This window comes from Lelliottia sp. RD5 (genome assembly GCF_056032945.1).
The window spans coordinates 271,858-289,035 of record NZ_JBVYHQ010000001.1 but is presented as its reverse complement, the minus strand read 5'-3'; the positions used below and the strand labels follow the sequence as shown (position 1 = coordinate 289,035).

The following is a 17,178-nucleotide window of genomic DNA, read 5'->3' as shown; positions in this document are numbered from 1 at the left end:
TTAAACGATTTCGTTTGGTCCAATTGGTGAATCAAAAATGCTTACGTTTATCGTTTTGATGTCACCGGCACTGGTCACTTTTATCTCGGCACCTCCAGGTAGTTCTACTTCAATAATAGAACCACCAGAGGTAACCAATTGATAGGTAACCGGCCTGTTGTGGCTAAACACAGTTTCTTTACCTAAAGGAATCTGCATTGTTCCTTTTTGACCTGGTCCAATATCCATTACTCTCTCGCTTTCCTAGGCGCCTGTAAGTTTCGGGTGATCGACTGACTCATCTGCCCGCCCTGTTCCATGTCCATAATAAACGCCTGAACGGTAAGACTGTTACCACTTTGCATAGCCTGAGCATCGTAGGAGTGAGAACCGGAAGAATAGTCATTAAACTGTATAGAAACCTGTATTTGCCCGCCTCCGCTGGTCATATCCTTATTGCTTATGACCTTGCCATTGTCTCCGGGGATCATGTACTGACTGCCATTCGATGCCCGGTAGATTTCAGGCATGCCGCCCTCACCTACCTGGTACGTTGAGCCAGCGGATACCGGTCCGCCATTCTTACGCTTCCCGGCAATCCCTCCAGCCAAAGCCATTGCGGCGATCACTGCACCGATACCGATAGCTGCTGCGCCACCGAAAGAACCGATGGATGCAACAATTGCTGCCGGAGCCCAGGCGGCGGTCGTGACAGCAGCTGATGAAACGCTTGCTGCTGTGGTTGTCGCGGTTCCTGCTACAGCGGCTGATGTTGTGGCTGCCGTAGCGGCGATCTGCGCAGACTGTCCCATAATTGCCGACTTAACCCACTCAACCCCCATCTGAACGAAACCATTGATGAGGCTGTTCAGTGCGTTGCTGGCAAGTGATTGCATCGCCTCTTGAGCCGTCATGCTGCCGGTAATGATGCCGGTCAAGGCATTAGAGGCGTTTCCCGCCAAAGATTCAAAACTCGCGGCAAGCATTTGGTTGCCTAAGTTCTGATTCCTCCAGATCTCCCACTGTGCCGCGATTCTCTGCTGCTCATAGAGCGTGTCGGCCTGGTTACGAAGCGCCAGAGCGTTCTGGTGGGTGATAAGCCCCTGCTGTTCGAAAGCCTGAATAAGCGCCAACTTCCTGGCGTTCTCGTTAGCTAACTGCTGAACAGGGTCGACCGCACCAACAGCTTCTTGCTGAGGTGTGACAGCCTGCTGGGCGCGTATTTTTGCGAGATTTGCCTGATGGGTTGCCTCAAGACGCTCCTGGGTCTGGTTGTATTGCTCCTGGCTGATTTTCTTCGCTGTAAGTGCGGTATTCAGATCCTGAACGTCCTGCTTATAGCGTGCATTTTCAGCGTTTTCAGGTAGTAACTTTTCAGCCGCAGCCTGCGCTTTAATTGCGTTGGCCGTATCCCATTTTTTCGCCGCATACTGACCAGCCAGATCGATTTGTGCCTGTGTCGCTGCTTTCCCCAGCGATTGCTGCGCATTGAGGATGGCTTGCTCACGGCTTAATAGGCTGGTCGAGTCGGCTGCAAGCTCCGACTGCTGCTTGAGGTTAGCCAGCTTCTGAGCAATTGATTCAGCCTGAGACGCGCCTTTCTTCTGCTCGGACTGGAGTGTCTTCTGCGCCTGGGTGTTGCGATAAGTAGCGGCCGCATCTGATTCCATTTGCTTGGCATGTGGGTCGTCCTTTGCAAACCCTGCATCCTCTGCTGCATATTGAGCCTGTAGCTTAGCTCTCGCTTCGCCCTGCAATTTTGATAGCGCAAGACTGCGTTCAGACTGCTTGATGAGATTCTTCTGCCCGGACGTGAGGTTATCGACCTCTTTTTTCATCCCAGATAGATTGATCTGAGCTTCGCCAGCCACTTGCACAAGCTCGGTGAGAGGCCCAAGGAAAGTCCTGATTGCATCAGCGCCTGACTTTGTCGAGCTCTCAGTGCTCTGTAGTTCAAGAACCAGCCGTTGCAGTGCTTCAGGCGTTGGGTTGTTCGCCACATCAGAGAGCTGCTTGCTTAGCTCAAATGCGCGCTGCTCCGATATACCGAATTTATCAGCAAGCGTGGTGACTGTGTTCTGAATGGCGTTAGCATTTACTGTGAACTTCGCCCCGGCATTCCTTGCCTGCTCCATGGCTGCCGAGTAGGTGTCAGCTGTAACGCCGACGGTAGAAAGGTTTTTGTTGAACTCATCAATCGACGCAATACCGCCGATGAATGAAGTTTTCAACTTGTCGGTAAAGCCAACGATAGAGTTGGACGCATCGCTGATAGATTTAGGGATCTTCGCAATGGCAGCGTTGTACTCAATCATTGCCTGATTGCGAAGGATCGTCGCGGCTTCAGCGTTTACACGTGCAAGGTTGGCGTACTTATCCGACAGCGCGGCCACACCGTTCTGTGAAACGGTGATGACCTTATCCATTGCCTCGGCTGCATCTTTCAGCGCGTCTATGGCGTTCTTTCCGCCATTCAATGACGTTATCAGCGCGCCAGCAACGACCGTGCTGAGAGCCAAAATCGCACCAATGACTGCGCCGCCCGGACCAAATGCACCAGCCAACTGAGAACCTTGCTGAGAGAAAGCGACCAGTGCTGACTGCCCGCCTTGCACCTGCACAATGAAGTCCTGAACCTGATAGCCAGCCTGCTGCATGCTGGACTTCCAGCCCTTATTTCCACCAATAGAAGTGGTGGTCGCGCGCTGCATATCAAAAAGATTGCCGGTTAACTCGCCGATCTTCTGCTTTTCTTCTTCCGTTGCTTTTGAGCCAGCCCTTAGTTGAGCCGCTAATACCGCTGCGCTGCGGGCTCCGTTCTCCTGAGCCTCATCGAGCACCGCCAGCTGATTGCCCAGCGCTTCAATAATTGACTGGGCGCGGTTGAATTCGTTGCTTGCCCCGCCTGTGCCGCTTCGCGCTTCCTCCATGGCTTTGGCTATGCCGCTGACATTGGTGTTCAGCTTGCGCAGCTGGTTGTCCATGGAATTGGCGTATCCAGCCAGCTCAGTAAAAGCAGATCCGGTTTGGGACGCACTCTGGTCGAGGTTATCCATTCCTTTTCCGGACTGCTGGGCGGCGTTATCCAGTTTAGCCAGAACATCAATGGCCTGTTTGCCACCCTGCAGGAGCGGCTCGACGTCGGCGCTGATTTCATAAACGATGCTACCGGCGTTTTTCTCACCTGCCATGTCAATCTCCGGTTATTTAGCTGCCTTCGCCCGACGCGCGGCTTGTTTCTTCAGATAGTCATCTGCGATGTTGTCGTATTCTTCGCGAGTGAAGCCTTTCTGGTCAGGGTATTTCGCCGCCAGCAGCATCTGGAACTCGGTCATCGTTAACTGCGATGCTTCAGCGCGGTCCATTCCAAAATGACTTCGCGCGGCGCTGATGTAGTCAAAGGCTTTAAACTCGCTGGTCTTTTCGCCAGTCTCATTACGCTGTAACTGTCGAACCTTGGCCTTACCCACCACGCCGTGCTGCATCAGATGCTGGGCAAGCACAATGATGTCATTCTTCGGCATCTGCCCGGGGCGGTAGACAACGTATCGGCGCCACCCCTTCCATTCGCCTATCATTGGCGTCAAATCATCTTCACAGCATGCCTGCAGTACGTGCATGCTCATTGATAACAACTTCTCAGCAGCACGATTGAAGGATGGCGAAAGCCATGCAGGAATGCTGCCGATTGCTCCAGCACAGACCTGGATCAGCTGAGCGACATCATTCCCGTGGATTGTTGCGTATGTATGGACTATCTCAACTGGCGTTCCGACACGGGTCATCGCCTCGAAAGATGGCCTGAGCAGATAGTCCTTTCCGCCGGCCAGGCTATCACTGACGGAAAATTCACCTATTTCGAGTAATGCTGTCATGGGTCTATCCAGTAAACGGTCATTATCAAGGGCAGCACGCCGCCCTTTGGAATATCCGTTAGCTGACGGTAACGGTGTGCACAGCAACAAAGTTGCCGTCTTCGGTGTTGATGATGATCTGCGCGCTGCCAGTGGCGACGCGGTTCACCGTTACGGTGGTGCCGGAGGCGGTCGCAGTGGCTTTCGTTGGATCGGTTGATGCAACCGTGAAGTCTTTATTGGTTGCTCCGGCCGGGGCGATATTCACCGTGAAGGTGCTGGTACCGCCTGACGCGCCGGTGCTGGTTGCAGGGGTTACGGTTACACCGGTCACCGCGACCGCAGTGATTTCGTTCACTTCGATGGTGCTTGCGTCGCCGACTTTGAACTCGGTTGAGAACGTGACGATATCGTTAGTGCCACCATCAGAGCTCAGCGCCGTGATGTTCATGTAGCCGATGAATTCGACCGGGCCGTAGTCCATACGCACCCAGATGCCAGGCTGGCGCTTGGCCTTCAACTCATCAGCAAAATACTTGATGAACTTGCCGACACCGTACTGATCCAGTTTGTCCTTCTTGCGCACCTCACCTTCAAAGCTAAGGGTGAAGTCACTGTTGGTGATGATGGTTTCGACATAGCCGCCGCCGTCATCAGCATCCGAGGTGACCGAGTTCGGATTGAAGTCGAAGCCCTTCGACGTGCCAGCGGCCAGCGACATCCACTCAGACTCCAGTGGTTTGACGTCCGGGCAGCCATCGGCGACTTCCAGCACGACCGCGCCGCCAAACAGGCGCTCGTTCGAGTTCTGGCAATTAGCCATGTGAAACTCCTCTCTTACATAAAAGAAAACCCGCCGGAGCGGGTCATTTGGTTGGAATGGCTATTCGCCGTAAGTGCAGGCAAACTGGAGTCGGAAGACTATTCGCCCTTCTTCTGTGAGCACCGGCGCTGGGATTGCGCCCATGTTCTGGATGTAGCCGACGCACTCGTCAGCCATGGGGTTGGCCTGGACATAATCGACGATGCGCTGGACAGCGTTAAGCGCGTCTTTGCGTTTATCTTTCGCGCCAACAATGTCGACCAGGACGTGATACTCGGATCCGAGATTGGTGCGGATATTCGACCCGCCGTTTGGCCTGAACACGATAACAGCCTTCGACTGATCGCTCGGGTCGTCGTACATCAGCTGTTGCACCGTGAAGCCGGTCGTTAGCCCGGCGTCGCCGAACATATTTCGCACCCGTTCGTGCATCATGGGTGTCATAGAGAAAGCTCCTTGCGCATCACCGAGTCTATCGCATCGCGCTCGTCATTCGCGCCTTTGGTCAGGAACTGAGGTTCGCCATGCGGATCCCAGTAGTTGCCCTTGCCGGTACCACCGCCGAACTCTTTCGGTTTCTGTGGGCCAACTGACGAACGGTTGCTCGTTACGCCGAAGTGCGCGCGCGGCTGGCCTTTCAGCTTGCCTGACGCCTCATGCACGTACGCGGCATAGTTGGCTGAGTAACCAATGCGCCCGGTGATGAGCACGCCACCAGAATCGATTTCTCGGAACTGGCTGTTAATCAGCGTTGAAGTGTCGATCGGGGTGTAATAGGCCGCCCGGGCACCGATGAGAATCATCGCCGACTGAAGCGCTCGAATGACCTTGCGCCCCTTTACGTCGTTAATGGTGTCGTTCAGGTGCTTTTTCGCCGCGCCGATGCCTTTCACCTTGATGCCCATGATTACACTCCCGTCAGGATGGCGAAATCATCCGCCACTCGCTCGAACGTGTCGGCATAGCGGATGACCTGCCGCACCTCGTCAGCGCCAGCAGCAACCGGATCTGCTTCGGTGGATTCACCGATCAACAGGTAATCACCGGCGGTCGCCAGCGCGAACTCCGTCCACACGGTATTCTTCACGACGATTTCCGCGCCCAGGCTGGCTAACTTCTTGCTGAGCCCGCCCTCGTAATCGCAGAGGATTTGCTCAGGTTCGGCATAACCAATCGGGTCACCCAATTCATCGTTACCGCCAATCTTTCGCCAGATAGTGGCGGTGGCGGTGTATGACCAGTTCGCTACCGATGACATCAGCCCTCCTTCCAGCGCAGCACCTTCGCGCCGGTAGCCCGGATGCGCGGGCAGTTGATGAACCACTCACCATCCGATTTAACGAAGCCGGTAGTCTCCCGCCCGGTGTCGGTCATCACCCATACGCGGGTGAACGGCTTAGGTTTGCCTTCTGTCACTGATTTGTAAGTCATCAGCAGCCCCCGACCACCATGAACAGGCCGACGCTGTTACCGGCGCTGATTGGCAACTCACCAGTGCATCCACTGGTATCAAGCCGGGCCAGCGAGTCGCGCAACCAGGTAATGCTGTCAGCATCGTAATCGAACGACCGGGACGCGCCAGACGGCGCACCCTGCGATTTGATGCGGCGCGCGCCGGACGACGTAGCCGTAAGCGCGGCGGCGTACATCAGGATCAGCTTCGCGGTGCACTCGTCATAGCCCGCGCCATCGAGGCACGGGATAATCTTGTTCACCACGCAGAGGATCGGCTCCAGCAGCGCGCCCGGAATGGAGTAACCCAATTCACCGAGGAACGCCTGCACGTCTGCCGCTGTGATTGGGTCAGCCATGGTTATTTCGCCTTTTTCTTCAGCTCGTCGATTTGTTTCTGAGCCTGATCGAAGTCAGCCTGCAGCTTCGTGTTGTCAGCGGTCAGCGACTCAACTTTGCCATTGGCCTCGTCGAGGTCAGCCTGCAGCTTTTGCACGTCGGCAGGAGTCGCCACTTCCAGGACCTGCTCGCTTACCGGGATCGCTTTTCCTGCCAGCCACAACGGGAGAGTCTCGCCTTTGTAGACTTCACCCTTTTTCAGTTCGTGGCTGTCGTGGGTGAGCAGCCATTTTTGTTCTTTACCAGCCATACGGCCTCCGTAAAAAAGATGGGGCCTGAGCCCCATGAATTATGCTTTGGTCAGCTGGGCGTAACCGGCCTGGCCATTCGCGTCGTGTTTGAACTGCGGCGCCGCAGCAGCCAGCACGGAGAAGACATAATCGTCTTCCGGATTCTGGCGAGCTTTCGGGCGCATGGTCATCGGCATGCCGTTGAGGATCTGCACAACGTCAGGGCGCTTAACCACACCCAGCAGTTCGTTTTGCGGTACCTTCGAACCAGGAACCAGCGCCGCAACACCAGGGATTTCCATGATGCGGGACAGGATGGTCTTCGGATAGTTGGCCGCGTAGTCGTTCACAGACGCGTAGAACCAGTCTTTGTAGTTCACGTAGATGGTTACCGGGCCGTAGAAACTCTTGGACTGCAGCAGCCCAATCAGCGCGGAGATGGCGCCGACCCACTGAGCGCCGGTAGCGCCGTTCAGGTCAAGACCATGCGTGCCGGTTGCGCGGTTTGGCGCAGTACGCAGGCCGTAAATGGTCGCGCCTCCGACGTTGATGTTTGGATCGCCGTTCAGCACCATGTCTTCCAGCTTCTCAGCCACTTTGCGCTGATGGTTGGAGATGGCATCGCTGTCCAGAGAGTATCCTTCAGTCTGCGCTGCCAGCATCTGGCGCCAGCCGAAAGTCAGCTCGCTGTCGATGATAGGCAGCGGCGTGCCTTCGTAATCCATGACTGGCTGATCGCCCTTCGCCTTGCCGCGACCATCCAGGCTGATGTTTACATCGCCGGAATCTGACAGGGTCATGAAGTAGTGCACGATCTTGCCGAGGGCCATAGGGCGAGAAACACTCCCTGCCAGGTCATTGAACACTGACAGCACATCGCGCTGCACAGTAATCGCCGAGCGGTCCCATTCGCCCCAGACATCTTTCGGTAGCACTGAGGCGTTACCGACGAGATCATCAAACGCGATGAACTGGCCGTTTGCATCGTTGACTGCGAAACCATGTTGCGCAGCCATATTGCGCTGCATCATGTCCCAGCGACGACGGGCGTTGATAATCAGCGCCTGCTGTTGTGGAGTAAACTTTAACATTCGTGTTTTCCTTATGCCTTGGCGTACGGAGTGGAGAGGATCACCACGTCGGCGAAACCTTCCGCCGCCAGAGTGCGCCCTGCTTTTTCGTCGAACGTTGCGACGACCTGGTTGCCAGTTGCAGCCGCTTTGAATACGCCGCCGGTACCGATGGTCAGCTCTTGGCCTACCGTATAGGCAGCTGCTGCCAGACGAACGTTGTATTCCTGTTCGCCTTCAATGCGGTACGCCACGCCTGTTTCGTTGGCTGCGTATGCCGTTGTGATTGCCTGGCCGATGAATCGACGATTGCCGAGGATGAACCAACGGCCAGTGGTATCCGTGGCCACTGCGAGCTTGCCTGATGCGATTTTTACTGCCAAGCCAGGATTAAGCGCCGCAGCAACAGGGATGTTAATGGTTTCCGGCTCACGCTCGACCGGACCACGATAGATAACGTTAGCGACCATTATTTTTTCTCCTGATCGATGCCAGCATTGAGGTCGTAGTCTTTCCACTGGTCGTTTTCAGCATTGACCTGATGGAAAGATGGGTTCAGACCGGTGCTGGTCTGGCACTGTGAGTACATGTCGTTCAGCGCGTCGCCAGTCAGCGAGTTGATCGCTGCTTCGGTCATGAACGAGAATTTCGCTTTAACCGCATCACGCTTGGTTTTCAGATCGCTCTCAGCGTTCGCCTGCAGTTGAGATTTCAGCGTACCGATTTCGTCGGTAAGTGGTTTTAGTGCCAGATTTACTGCCGCAGTAATCGCGTCAGAATTAATCTGAGCCTGTCCAGAGTCGCCATTGCCCTCTTTCTTCAGCGCCTGTTGGTTGTAGGCATCCCAGACCTGATCGTCGGTCAGCCCTTCGGTTTTTACGCCTGCGGCATTGAGCGCGGCGATCATCTTCTCTTTCATCGGGTTTTCTTCTCCGTTGGTTTTGACTTCGTACTCAGTTGGTTTGCGCACGACTTCTACTGGATCGCCGACAAGCGTTACGACCTTGTCAGAGATGAGATATTTCTGGTCGAAGAGCTTGGGTTTGGCGTTATCGCCATCCTCTTCGTAAACGAAATGGTCAGGCCAGACGCTGACGGCGTAGCGCCACTTCTTATCGGCCTGCTTGATGGACATACGTAGCGCCTGATAGATGTCATCAAAAGACATCTCAGAGGAATTGCCCAGGAAGAACTTCACTTTGTTCCACCAGCCGTCTTTCAGGCTATTGGCGGCATCGATGAGGCTCGTCGTTTCGACATCAGCCTCTTGCCCATCAGCATTGACGAACATGCCGACGCCTTCATCCGGAGTACCAGCACCGGGCTCATCCAGCAGGATCGCTATGTGGTCGAACTGCATGTTGTGAGCGACCCAAGAATATTTCTTCTGTTTCGACTCCCCTGCCTTTTGCTCTTTGTTCAGCAGCAGACCAGTAGAAACATGAATCGGGTCGGCGTTATTGCCAGTAATCATGTCGTCCAGGCGCTGAATGAGGCGTTCGCCGTCGGGCTTTGTCTCTGCCACAGCCTTATTGACGTAAACGTCCATCACGACTTTGTCGTTGGCCTTGCTGACATTCTGAGCCCATGCCCCGGCGTAATAATCGTTAACCGCCTGCGGGTCGTTGGCGCTGACGTATTTGCCGTTCACCATAGGGTGACCAAGCGGCATCAACTTGCGCTCCATCGTCAGGTAGCTGTTGTTAATTTCCTCCGCCGGGTACAGGCCGCCATTCATCACGATGTCATCGACGATCGGGACCGCACCACGAATTACGTAGTGTTCCTGGCCGTTGATGGTTGTCGTTGAGATATTGGAGGCGTTGATGGCGAGGGATTTAACGTGGATGCTAGATAGCTTCACGTGTTATCCTCTTTATGAGCGTAATAAACTGTTTAATAAGGAGTAAATGTGGACTATAAAATTTTATTTAAGGGTACAATTAACGGGAAACCTCACACCCTTGATACCGTTATAAGCAGCCCATCAGCGCCAGCAGCAGATTCTCCAATTGTTCGCGCTGCAGCAATGAGGGCCCTTTCAGACCTCATCACCGGACAGGATCAATCGGTTACAATTGAAGTATCCATCACCGCTATCCTTCCTCTTTGATTTTCTTTTGGCTATCCCAGATTTTCCTCTCATGGGATAGCTTATCCGCCAGACCCTCATTGACAATACTGCCGTCGTCGTTGAGCAGCACCGGAATCTGGCTGCAGTAGCAGTTGTACCGGTTGCCGTTCTCGGCGTAGAAGTCCCGCACCTCTTCGGTGGTGTAGACATTGCCGTGACGACTGGCGTGCCAGGTGCGCGTCGTTGGCTTGAGTGCTGACAGCCACAACAAGCCGGTATTAAGCCCAAGCCGATCCGCTGCCCAGTCTGTTTCGTTCCATTGCGCCTGCCGTAGCGCGCCGACCTGCTCAGTCTGAGCGATGGCCTTGGCCTTCGACATCGACACATCGAGGCGCTTGCTGATAACGCTGGCCGTCTCACGAGGATTCACTCCGCGTGCTACCGCATCGGTGATGATGTTGGTTAGATCGCCGCGAGCGGTGTCGCTAATGACCTTCCAGTCACTGAACGTTGTCAGCCTTGCCGCCGCCACCTGATTAAGATGACCAGGGCTACTTAAAAGCTGCTGTAACGTTGTCTGGCTGGCGTACACCTGCGACTGCTGCGAGAGGTTATTAAAGGCCTCCAACGTGCCGCGCTGCGCCTCAGCGACGACATAGTCCATCGCCCAGAGATTTTGCTCGCCACCTTCCAGCAGATAATCGTCGAGAATCGACTGCACCGCTTCGAGGAGGTCGGCCAGTTCCTGCGGCGTCATGTCGTAGATGAACTTGCCAGCATTGACCTTGTAGATCCGCATATCCTCGCCGTTGTCGTGGCAGAGGAAGTGCCAGTTATGGCTGTTTGCCTCTCGCTCACTACCGGTCAGGCGCTGGTCGAACAGGGCTTTCAGCGCAACTTTAATCGCGTAATACCGACCCTCGATGTCGCGCTCCATCTTGCTGACGGACTTGCGCGACATTGTGGGGTCAACTTTCGACCGTGGTATCACCGGACTTTTCGGCTTCTGACTGAGGGTCGGCCAGAGGATCAGGTTTTGGTTTGTTGCCATCAGGCGGAACCTCATCATCAAGCTCAGGCAGTGGTTGCAGCTCGCCAGCAGCGCGGATTTCGTTCTCTTCGATAGCCGAACGACCGAAAGCATTCGTCGATTTCACAGCCACGTCTGCCAGCTTATCCATATTGGCAATTTTCTCTGCCTGACTCGGAGCCAGCAGATCAGACCAGCCTACGGTGATTTCTTCATTCTGCGCCGGGGGAATAATGCCAAGCACCCAGAATCGCGAAACCACATCGGTGATAATGTCAGTCAGAAAGCCTTTACGTCGGCTCATCCTTGTGCGCCCCCAGCCTTTGGCATCCTCGGTGCTGGCGCGCTCACCCGTCTGCATTCCAACAAGCTCTTTCACCGGAATTGGCACGGTAGCGCAGAACTCGCTCAGTGCGGTTCTCCAGGTCGGCTCTGGGTCAGCCGCCGCAACGCTCAATACCTCAGCGGTACCAGCCTGCATAAAGCTTGCGCTGTCGGTGCTGTCGTTAAGGCGACGGACCTGCTGATCAAGCGCTTCCGCAAGCTGCCCTTCCGCCACGCCGAGCGCTTTCGCTAGCGCAGAAAAGTTCGTCTTCTCGCTGAATGAGTAGTTAAGTTGGCGACTGGCATTCTTCAGGAATCCCTCAGACGCCCCGCCGCTCACCTTCTCGATGTCCAGCAACTTGTTGAAGCCAGCCTCAAGCAGGGACTTGCCTGACGTCATCACGCCATCATCAGATCCCTCTGCCAGAATGACTACCCGGTCAGGGTGCACATTGATGATTCGCCCAGGTCGGGCGTCAAAGTTCCCGTCAACTGGCAACTCGGTGAATGAGTACATCGTCACTTCACCGAACGTTTCACTGTCTGGGTTATCGTCCCAGTTAACAGGGTCGATTTGTGCTTCCCACGCAGGGATTAGCTTAACGAGTGCCTTTTCCTGCTGACGGCTAACAACTGCCTTATCTACTGGCTCCCACCACTTCTTATTGTCCTTAATTTGAAGCAGGATCGCCGAGTAACGCCCAACCAGATTGCGCCGGTCGGCACCTTTAATCTGCTCCCAGCAACGTTTAAGGAGTTTGTTGACGCGTTTATCCCAGTCGGTTTGCTTCGATGCGTCCTTTGTCTGATCGCCCTCGTAAACCTCCGGGAAGTCCTCCCAGCATCCATCAACCATACGCGTTACGGCTGCTCCGGCCACCGCGTTACGACGGTACGCCCGATAAAAGTCATCAAAGGTCAGGTGAAGCGGATAGCCGAACTCCTGATAGAGACGCTGGCGCTTTGTGTTGCTGGTACCATTGAACAGCATTGACAAGTTTTTATTGCGTTCCTTTTCCATGCTGGCGTTAGAGGCGCGCTGCTCTTTCATTTGGCTTTCGTTCACTGGTGTCCTCCGTTAGCGCGAGCGCACCAACATGCCAATAGATTGTGGTTCGGATAGCTCGGTAAGCGCGTACACAGCTGCATCGAGGCGGTCAGGTGATTTTTTGGCGGTAGATGGGACGTATTCCATCAACTGGTTTTCGAGCATATAGAGACTGCCATGATGAGCAACGCGACCTTGCGCGTAGAGCGCCGATATGGGCTCTGCACGCGCAAACTTACCCTTGCTGGCATGTACGCGAATGATCCGGCCTGTGAAACCGGCATTGACCAGTGTGTCCTCGGCCATGTCGCCGCCCTGGTTCGTTTCGATCACGATGGCATCAGCTTCATGGTGCTTGTATGCCTCAATAGCTCGAGTGGCCCAGCCGTTCGGGGAGAACTTGCCGCTGTAGTCAGCATCAACCGTGTACTGCCGTTCATCGCCGCTGCCGTAAACGCTGGCAACAGATATACCTGTTTCATCACTCTCATCGCTGTTGGTTGCTTGAGGGTCGATTGCAACGACTGTTCGAGTCATCTCCTGCGTGATCCGCATTTCGTGGGAGGCGTTGATCATTGCCTCATCCCACAGCGCGCCCTCTGCATTGAAGCGCTTCGGATTCTGCATGTACTGTGCATCGGCGGTGCGCCGGTGTGAGAACAGAGAAACCCGGTGTGATTCGGTATGTTTGAACGGCCACAGCCAGCCATCAGGCAGTCCATGGTCAATCGGAATGGCGTGGGTGTTTTCTGGGTAAACTTCGTCGTAGCTTTTGCTGTTGTCGATGATTACCGGAAGATTGAGGTGATGCCACTTTTCACCGCTTCCGCCGCGCAGCAGATAACCACTGAGGTCGTTATAGTGGATGCGCTGCATAATCACGATCATCGGCGTAGATTCAATTGCCAGTCGTGATTTGATTGTTTCGTTAAAACGGTTGTTAACCCCACCGCGCACTACGTCGCTGTAGGCATCATCCGGCTTAACCGGGTCATCGATGATCAGCGCGCCTTGAAAGCCAGGCTCCATGTGCCCAGCTCGGAAGCCGGTAACCTGCCCCGCAGCGGACGAAGCGTAAACGCCGCCGCCGAACTCATTCCACCACATCGCTTTACTGTCGGCATCGTCGCGCAGCTCCATCGGCCACATCGCCTGATAGAGTTTCGACCTAATCATTCCGCGAGCTGTAGAAGAGTTCAGCAGTGCAAGATTGTGCGAATAAGACAGATGCATGAAACGGGCGCGCTTATTCAGCGCCAGACCGCGCGCCATCATATTGATGGTCGCCAGCTCTGTTTTGGTATAACCCGGCGGGACGTTAATGATCAGCCGCGTTATCTCGCCGCTCACCACCCGATCCAACGCCTGCTGGATTACCTTGTGGTGTGGCGCAACGATCATCTTGCCGCCGGTGCGCTGTTTGAAAAAGTAACGGGAGAAATACAGCCCGTCCTCTTCACATTCTATTTTGCGGGCATGGGTCCGCTGCTCAACACTCGTCATCCTCCAGCATCTCCCGTCGAGCCTGCTTGTATTCTTCCGGCGTAAGCGTTGAGGACTCGATCGGCCCGCCGTCTTTACCGGTATGCTCCACCTTTTGTTTGTTGGTGTATGCGTCGCCGCATTCTTTCGCCGCCTGCTCCATCAGCGAGGCAGCCAGCGCCATATTTTTCATTCCTTCGGCTTTGGTCATCATCCGGTCAAGCGCGCGGAGGCGATAGGCTTTGTTGGCGATCGGGATGTCGCTTAATTCGGTCTGGAAGCGCTTACGGATGTCGTGGAAAAGCTCAACCCATTTCTTCGCCAGCCCTCTGCCGTTTGCTTTCGTCGGGTCGTGGGATTCGACCTGCTGACGCGTGATGCTCAGGCCAAATTCTTTTTTGACCGACTCAACCACCTGGGATGGAGTATCGAAGCAGGCAAGAGACTGAACGATGAAGGCTTTGACCTCACCTTTCAGTGCCGCCATAAATTACCTGCCTGTCATAATCAGTCATAACGTTAGGCCAGCTTTAACATGCATGTCCCGCATGACCTGGCTATATCGATGTGAGCCACTTCTGCGGGCGCATTCGCCGCGTCAACAAGCTCCTGTACTTCTTTGCTGGCACCGTATCTACGTACGACACCAGTGAATTCTTCAACGTCGTGGCCGCGCAGTGTAAGCACTGGCTGCCCGGTATCTTTATTGAATCTTGGCGCACCGAAATCATCGGTGGCCTGGGCGATGTGGTAAAGCTCATGTTCTACCAGTGCGCAGAACTCGAGGTCGCTGCATTGTGAACAGTAATCGGCTGACAGGGTGATGATGAACTTCGGGATGCGCCCGAACCATTCATACATCTGCTGTTCCATTCTGGCTTTCTGCCATCCACCGGCACGGAGCATTACCTGCTCAGCCTGGCCGAGAACGTAGCGCCCCTTCTTCGCGAATGAGCCAGATGCCCACATGAAGCAGAGATCAGCTTCTAGCAGATGCTCGTGGTCATGGTTATGGATGCTTCCGGTATCGCTGAGGATTTGTCGGCTTATCCACTCATGCACTTCATTGGCGGGGATCAGCCTGGTGTATGGCTGCCAGCTGTCGGAGTCGATGAAGTTAACTGGCGGGTATGGCCTGCGCTCGTCATCATTCGCCATGGGTTACTCCGTTATTTCTTTACTGGCTCCGACGTCACCATTTGGCTAATGCCATGTTTAACGATGAATTCAGCGACCTTTTGATAATCCGGCTCACACCGCATCATCATGCAGAATAGTGTCAGCGTCCTGATGTAGACGGGAAGCCACCATCTGCTTTTGATTTCAACTGACAGTCTGCACGTCGCCATTTGATTCTTCCTCAATCACCGGCACAAAGTGGAACTGCTCCACGCTATCTGGGCGGAAATAACGCCACTCGCCTGTGTCGGTCGCCAGCGCTACGAATCCATTAATGATTTCGGGCTGGCTACGTTTCATCAGGCCGGTGAAGGTTTCTTTCGATGTGGTGGTGATAGTGATTTGGTAGATGTCGGACATTGAGAACCTCTTTATCCGCTATCGGGGATATTTTTGTTTTATCCCTTTGCGGGGATATTTAGCTTATTTCGGTCCAGAAAGGCGGGGCTATGCATCATACCCACACTATAGAGATATTGACCAATTAGGGCGGACTATAGGACAGCAGATTCTCTGGCCGATATAAGTTACACAATAGATATAACCCAATCACACCCTGATGAGATTGCCCTGATATTAGAATGTCACTTTACAGGGAAGAAAGCGTAATGCTCCATTCCTCTTAACCATCAACCTTGGAGGTATAATGACAGAGAAGAATAAAATGATTTGCCAGCTAGCCATTGCCTATGCGCCACTAATTACAATCTTTGCAAAAGTAATACTTGGTGCGTTATGGATTACTGCTTTCGGCTTTCCTCTACCCTTCTAATTCCCGCCTTATCCAGATTGCACTGCCCCAGCGCCGTATAAAGCTGCGCGTTTAACTCCAGACTTGCCTGCCACGTGAACGGAACCACCATTCCGGGGATCGGCGTGTCTGCGGTCAGGTCAGCGCTTATCGGAACTACCGGAGCTGGAACGTAAACTGTCTGCGTATTCCCGCAGGCTGTCAGCAGCGGCAGTAGGAACAAGCTGCTTAGCGCACATATCGCCTTCAAGCGCCTGCCTGATGTAGACAATGCGCGTTTCGCCTTTTTGGGCCAGTTCGTTCTTTGCATTCTGGGTAGCCTGTGAGATGTCACGGATGAGGTTCATCGTGGTGATCACGTTGCTGGTGATCGCCTCTGATGTGTCTGCCCGGACCATCGCCTTATCGCGCTGGTCTTTGTAGGTGATGGCGTTGCCGCGGTAGTGGTTAATCGCCCAGACCATGCAAACCAGCAGGCAGATAACGACAGCGCAGATGAAGGCTGTTAGTCGGCTCATTTCACACCGTCCAGGCAGAGCGCTTCTTCTTCCCCGGCACGAGTAACCAGACCAGGCAGAATCTTGCCTCCACCCCATACCCAGCGCGGGAACTGGTAGCATGCTGCCGTGATATCCCCACTTCTGAGAAGAGAGAACATCGTGGAGGTGCGCATGTTTCCGCAGCCAGCACGAAACGTTACCGATACAGCCGCTGAGAAAGTATCGTCAGATAGCTTTCTGCCATTCCCGTAGCGGTTAACGCAGGACTCGGCATCAAGGATGTTGCGCTCCCACTCGGCTGCGATCTGCTGGTCAGACTTAACGGTACCGAGCTTCACGCCATGCGTATTCCCCATACCATCAGTCAGCACACCAGCCGGGCAGACATACGGATCACGTCGGCAAGATTCAGCATTACCTATTAACTCAAGCCCTCGCTCGTTTGTTCTGACATGACCCGCATTCATCACAATGGCGATGATTGCGCCGACAGAGCAAACAACTCCCGCCGCCCCACTTTTTTTACTCAGTTTCAACTGGGTCACTGGCGATTCTCCGCATTGCCTCCGTTACCACCTCGGCGGCAGCCGGACGATCGGAGTGAGGTTTTTTACCTACATCAGATAAGTAGTTTTCCAGCAGCTGGGTTCGTTTCCTTTCCTCAGCCATACGCTCACGCTCTTCTTTCCGTTTTGCGTAATAGGTTTTTATCGTGAAGAACGCCGATACCAGCGCACCGATAATAAACACGTAATCCTGCAGGCTAAGCAAAGAGAACAGGCCCAAGGCAGCCGACCACCAGTACGGCAGATCGTGTCCATTTGTTGGGTTCATACGTTGCATTCCACACCTCCGGGGTCGGGGTGCTGTGTGTCATAGGAAAAGCGCCTCACCCAATGCGATCAAAGGTAAGTGGTTAGCTGTATGGATGGGCGCGAATAAAAAAGCCAGCGACAGGCTGGCAATGTGAGGGTAAGGCAATG

General features: G+C 54.3%; 24 protein-coding genes. 1 reads left to right on the top strand and 23 read right to left on the bottom strand.

Annotation, left to right across the window (positions count from 1 at the left end):
- Genes AC0LWE_RS01575 through AC0LWE_RS01515 form a run of 13 tightly spaced genes read right to left on the bottom strand, consistent with a single transcriptional unit; the run spans window position 1 to window position 9,671 of the window.
- Complete coding sequence (locus AC0LWE_RS01575; RefSeq protein WP_474264710.1) at window positions 1-228, bottom strand: hypothetical protein; 228 nt, start codon at window positions 226-228, stop codon at window positions 1-3.
- Window positions 228-3,170, bottom strand: a complete 2,943-nt coding sequence (locus tag AC0LWE_RS01570; protein WP_474264708.1) for a tail protein (tape measure) — start codon at window positions 3,168-3,170, stop codon at window positions 228-230. The genes AC0LWE_RS01575 and AC0LWE_RS01570 overlap by 1 nt, the downstream gene beginning before the upstream one ends.
- A gap of 12 nt (window positions 3,171-3,182) precedes the next feature.
- A complete protein-coding gene (locus tag AC0LWE_RS01565; RefSeq protein WP_474264706.1) occupies window positions 3,183-3,854 on the bottom strand; it encodes a DUF6246 family protein in 672 nt (223 codons plus the stop codon).
- A gap of 58 nt (window positions 3,855-3,912) precedes the next feature.
- Window positions 3,913-4,656, bottom strand: a complete 744-nt coding sequence (locus AC0LWE_RS01560; protein ID WP_474264704.1) for a phage tail tube protein — start codon at window positions 4,654-4,656, stop codon at window positions 3,913-3,915.
- 60 nt (window positions 4,657-4,716) lie between these two features.
- Complete coding sequence (locus tag AC0LWE_RS01555; RefSeq protein WP_474264702.1) at window positions 4,717-5,100, bottom strand: phage tail termination protein; 384 nt, start codon at window positions 5,098-5,100, stop codon at window positions 4,717-4,719.
- Window positions 5,097-5,561, bottom strand: coding sequence for an HK97 gp10 family phage protein (locus tag AC0LWE_RS01550; RefSeq protein WP_474264700.1), 465 nt, complete (start codon window positions 5,559-5,561; stop codon window positions 5,097-5,099). The genes AC0LWE_RS01555 and AC0LWE_RS01550 overlap by 4 nt, the downstream gene beginning before the upstream one ends.
- Before the next feature lie 2 nt (window positions 5,562-5,563).
- Window positions 5,564-5,914, bottom strand: a complete 351-nt coding sequence (locus AC0LWE_RS01545) for a hypothetical protein (RefSeq protein ID WP_474264698.1) — start codon at window positions 5,912-5,914, stop codon at window positions 5,564-5,566.
- A complete protein-coding gene (locus tag AC0LWE_RS01540; RefSeq protein WP_474264696.1) occupies window positions 5,914-6,087 on the bottom strand; it encodes a hypothetical protein in 174 nt (57 codons plus the stop codon). Before AC0LWE_RS01540 ends, AC0LWE_RS01545 begins: the two co-directional genes overlap by 1 nt.
- On the bottom strand, window positions 6,087-6,467 hold the full coding sequence (locus AC0LWE_RS01535; protein ID WP_474264694.1) for a DUF7370 family protein: 381 nt from the start codon (window positions 6,465-6,467) through the stop codon (window positions 6,087-6,089). The genes AC0LWE_RS01540 and AC0LWE_RS01535 overlap by 1 nt, the downstream gene beginning before the upstream one ends.
- A gap of 2 nt (window positions 6,468-6,469) precedes the next feature.
- Window positions 6,470-6,757 carry a hypothetical protein gene (locus AC0LWE_RS01530; protein WP_474264692.1) on the bottom strand — a complete coding sequence of 96 codons (288 nt, stop codon included), beginning with the start codon at window positions 6,755-6,757 and terminating at the stop codon, window positions 6,470-6,472.
- A gap of 39 nt (window positions 6,758-6,796) precedes the next feature.
- Window positions 6,797-7,828, bottom strand: coding sequence for a major capsid protein (locus AC0LWE_RS01525; RefSeq protein WP_474264690.1), 1,032 nt, complete (start codon window positions 7,826-7,828; stop codon window positions 6,797-6,799).
- 11 nt (window positions 7,829-7,839) lie between these two features.
- The gene (locus AC0LWE_RS01520; RefSeq protein WP_474264688.1) at window positions 7,840-8,277 is read right to left on the bottom strand and encodes a hypothetical protein; all 438 of its coding nucleotides are present in this window, start codon (window positions 8,275-8,277) and stop codon (window positions 7,840-7,842) included.
- On the bottom strand, window positions 8,277-9,671 hold the full coding sequence (locus AC0LWE_RS01515) for a DUF2213 domain-containing protein (RefSeq protein WP_474264686.1): 1,395 nt from the start codon (window positions 9,669-9,671) through the stop codon (window positions 8,277-8,279). Before AC0LWE_RS01515 ends, AC0LWE_RS01520 begins: the two co-directional genes overlap by 1 nt.
- Before the next feature lie 48 nt (window positions 9,672-9,719).
- Between AC0LWE_RS01515 and AC0LWE_RS01510 the strand changes: the two genes are divergently transcribed.
- Complete coding sequence (locus AC0LWE_RS01510) at window positions 9,720-9,920, top strand: hypothetical protein (RefSeq protein WP_474264684.1); 201 nt, start codon at window positions 9,720-9,722, stop codon at window positions 9,918-9,920.
- Here AC0LWE_RS01510 and AC0LWE_RS01505 read toward each other — a convergent pair.
- The 10 genes from AC0LWE_RS01505 to AC0LWE_RS01460 form a co-directional block, all read right to left on the bottom strand.
- On the bottom strand, window positions 9,904-10,914 hold the full coding sequence (locus tag AC0LWE_RS01505; protein WP_474265149.1) for a phage minor head protein: 1,011 nt from the start codon (window positions 10,912-10,914) through the stop codon (window positions 9,904-9,906). The genes AC0LWE_RS01510 and AC0LWE_RS01505 overlap by 17 nt on opposite strands.
- On the bottom strand, window positions 10,850-12,301 hold the full coding sequence (locus tag AC0LWE_RS01500) for an anti-CBASS protein Acb1 family protein (RefSeq protein WP_474264682.1): 1,452 nt from the start codon (window positions 12,299-12,301) through the stop codon (window positions 10,850-10,852). Before AC0LWE_RS01500 ends, AC0LWE_RS01505 begins: the two co-directional genes overlap by 65 nt.
- A gap of 12 nt (window positions 12,302-12,313) precedes the next feature.
- Window positions 12,314-13,786, bottom strand: coding sequence for a phage terminase large subunit family protein (locus AC0LWE_RS01495; protein WP_474264680.1), 1,473 nt, complete (start codon window positions 13,784-13,786; stop codon window positions 12,314-12,316).
- Window positions 13,773-14,252, bottom strand: a complete 480-nt coding sequence (locus tag AC0LWE_RS01490) for a DUF2280 domain-containing protein (RefSeq protein WP_474264678.1) — start codon at window positions 14,250-14,252, stop codon at window positions 13,773-13,775. Before AC0LWE_RS01490 ends, AC0LWE_RS01495 begins: the two co-directional genes overlap by 14 nt.
- 32 nt (window positions 14,253-14,284) lie before the next feature.
- A complete protein-coding gene (locus AC0LWE_RS01485) occupies window positions 14,285-14,923 on the bottom strand; it encodes a putative metallopeptidase (RefSeq protein WP_474264676.1) in 639 nt (212 codons plus the stop codon).
- A gap of 165 nt (window positions 14,924-15,088) precedes the next feature.
- A complete protein-coding gene (locus AC0LWE_RS01480) occupies window positions 15,089-15,304 on the bottom strand; it encodes a hypothetical protein (protein WP_421550105.1) in 216 nt (71 codons plus the stop codon).
- Window positions 15,305-15,684: 380 nt separating this feature from the next.
- The gene (gene lysC / locus AC0LWE_RS01475) at window positions 15,685-15,918 is read right to left on the bottom strand and encodes an Rz1-like lysis system protein LysC (protein ID WP_474264674.1); all 234 of its coding nucleotides are present in this window, start codon (window positions 15,916-15,918) and stop codon (window positions 15,685-15,687) included.
- Complete coding sequence (locus AC0LWE_RS01470) at window positions 15,836-16,213, bottom strand: DUF2570 domain-containing protein (protein ID WP_474264672.1); 378 nt, start codon at window positions 16,211-16,213, stop codon at window positions 15,836-15,838. The genes lysC and AC0LWE_RS01470 overlap by 83 nt, the downstream gene beginning before the upstream one ends.
- Window positions 16,210-16,662: a lysozyme gene (locus AC0LWE_RS01465; protein ID WP_474265147.1), complete on the bottom strand. Its 453-nt coding sequence runs from the start codon at window positions 16,660-16,662 to the stop codon at window positions 16,210-16,212. Before AC0LWE_RS01465 ends, AC0LWE_RS01470 begins: the two co-directional genes overlap by 4 nt.
- Before the next feature lie 55 nt (window positions 16,663-16,717).
- Window positions 16,718-17,038, bottom strand: a complete 321-nt coding sequence (locus AC0LWE_RS01460; protein ID WP_474264670.1) for a hypothetical protein — start codon at window positions 17,036-17,038, stop codon at window positions 16,718-16,720.
- Window positions 17,039-17,178: the final 140 nt, after the last annotated feature.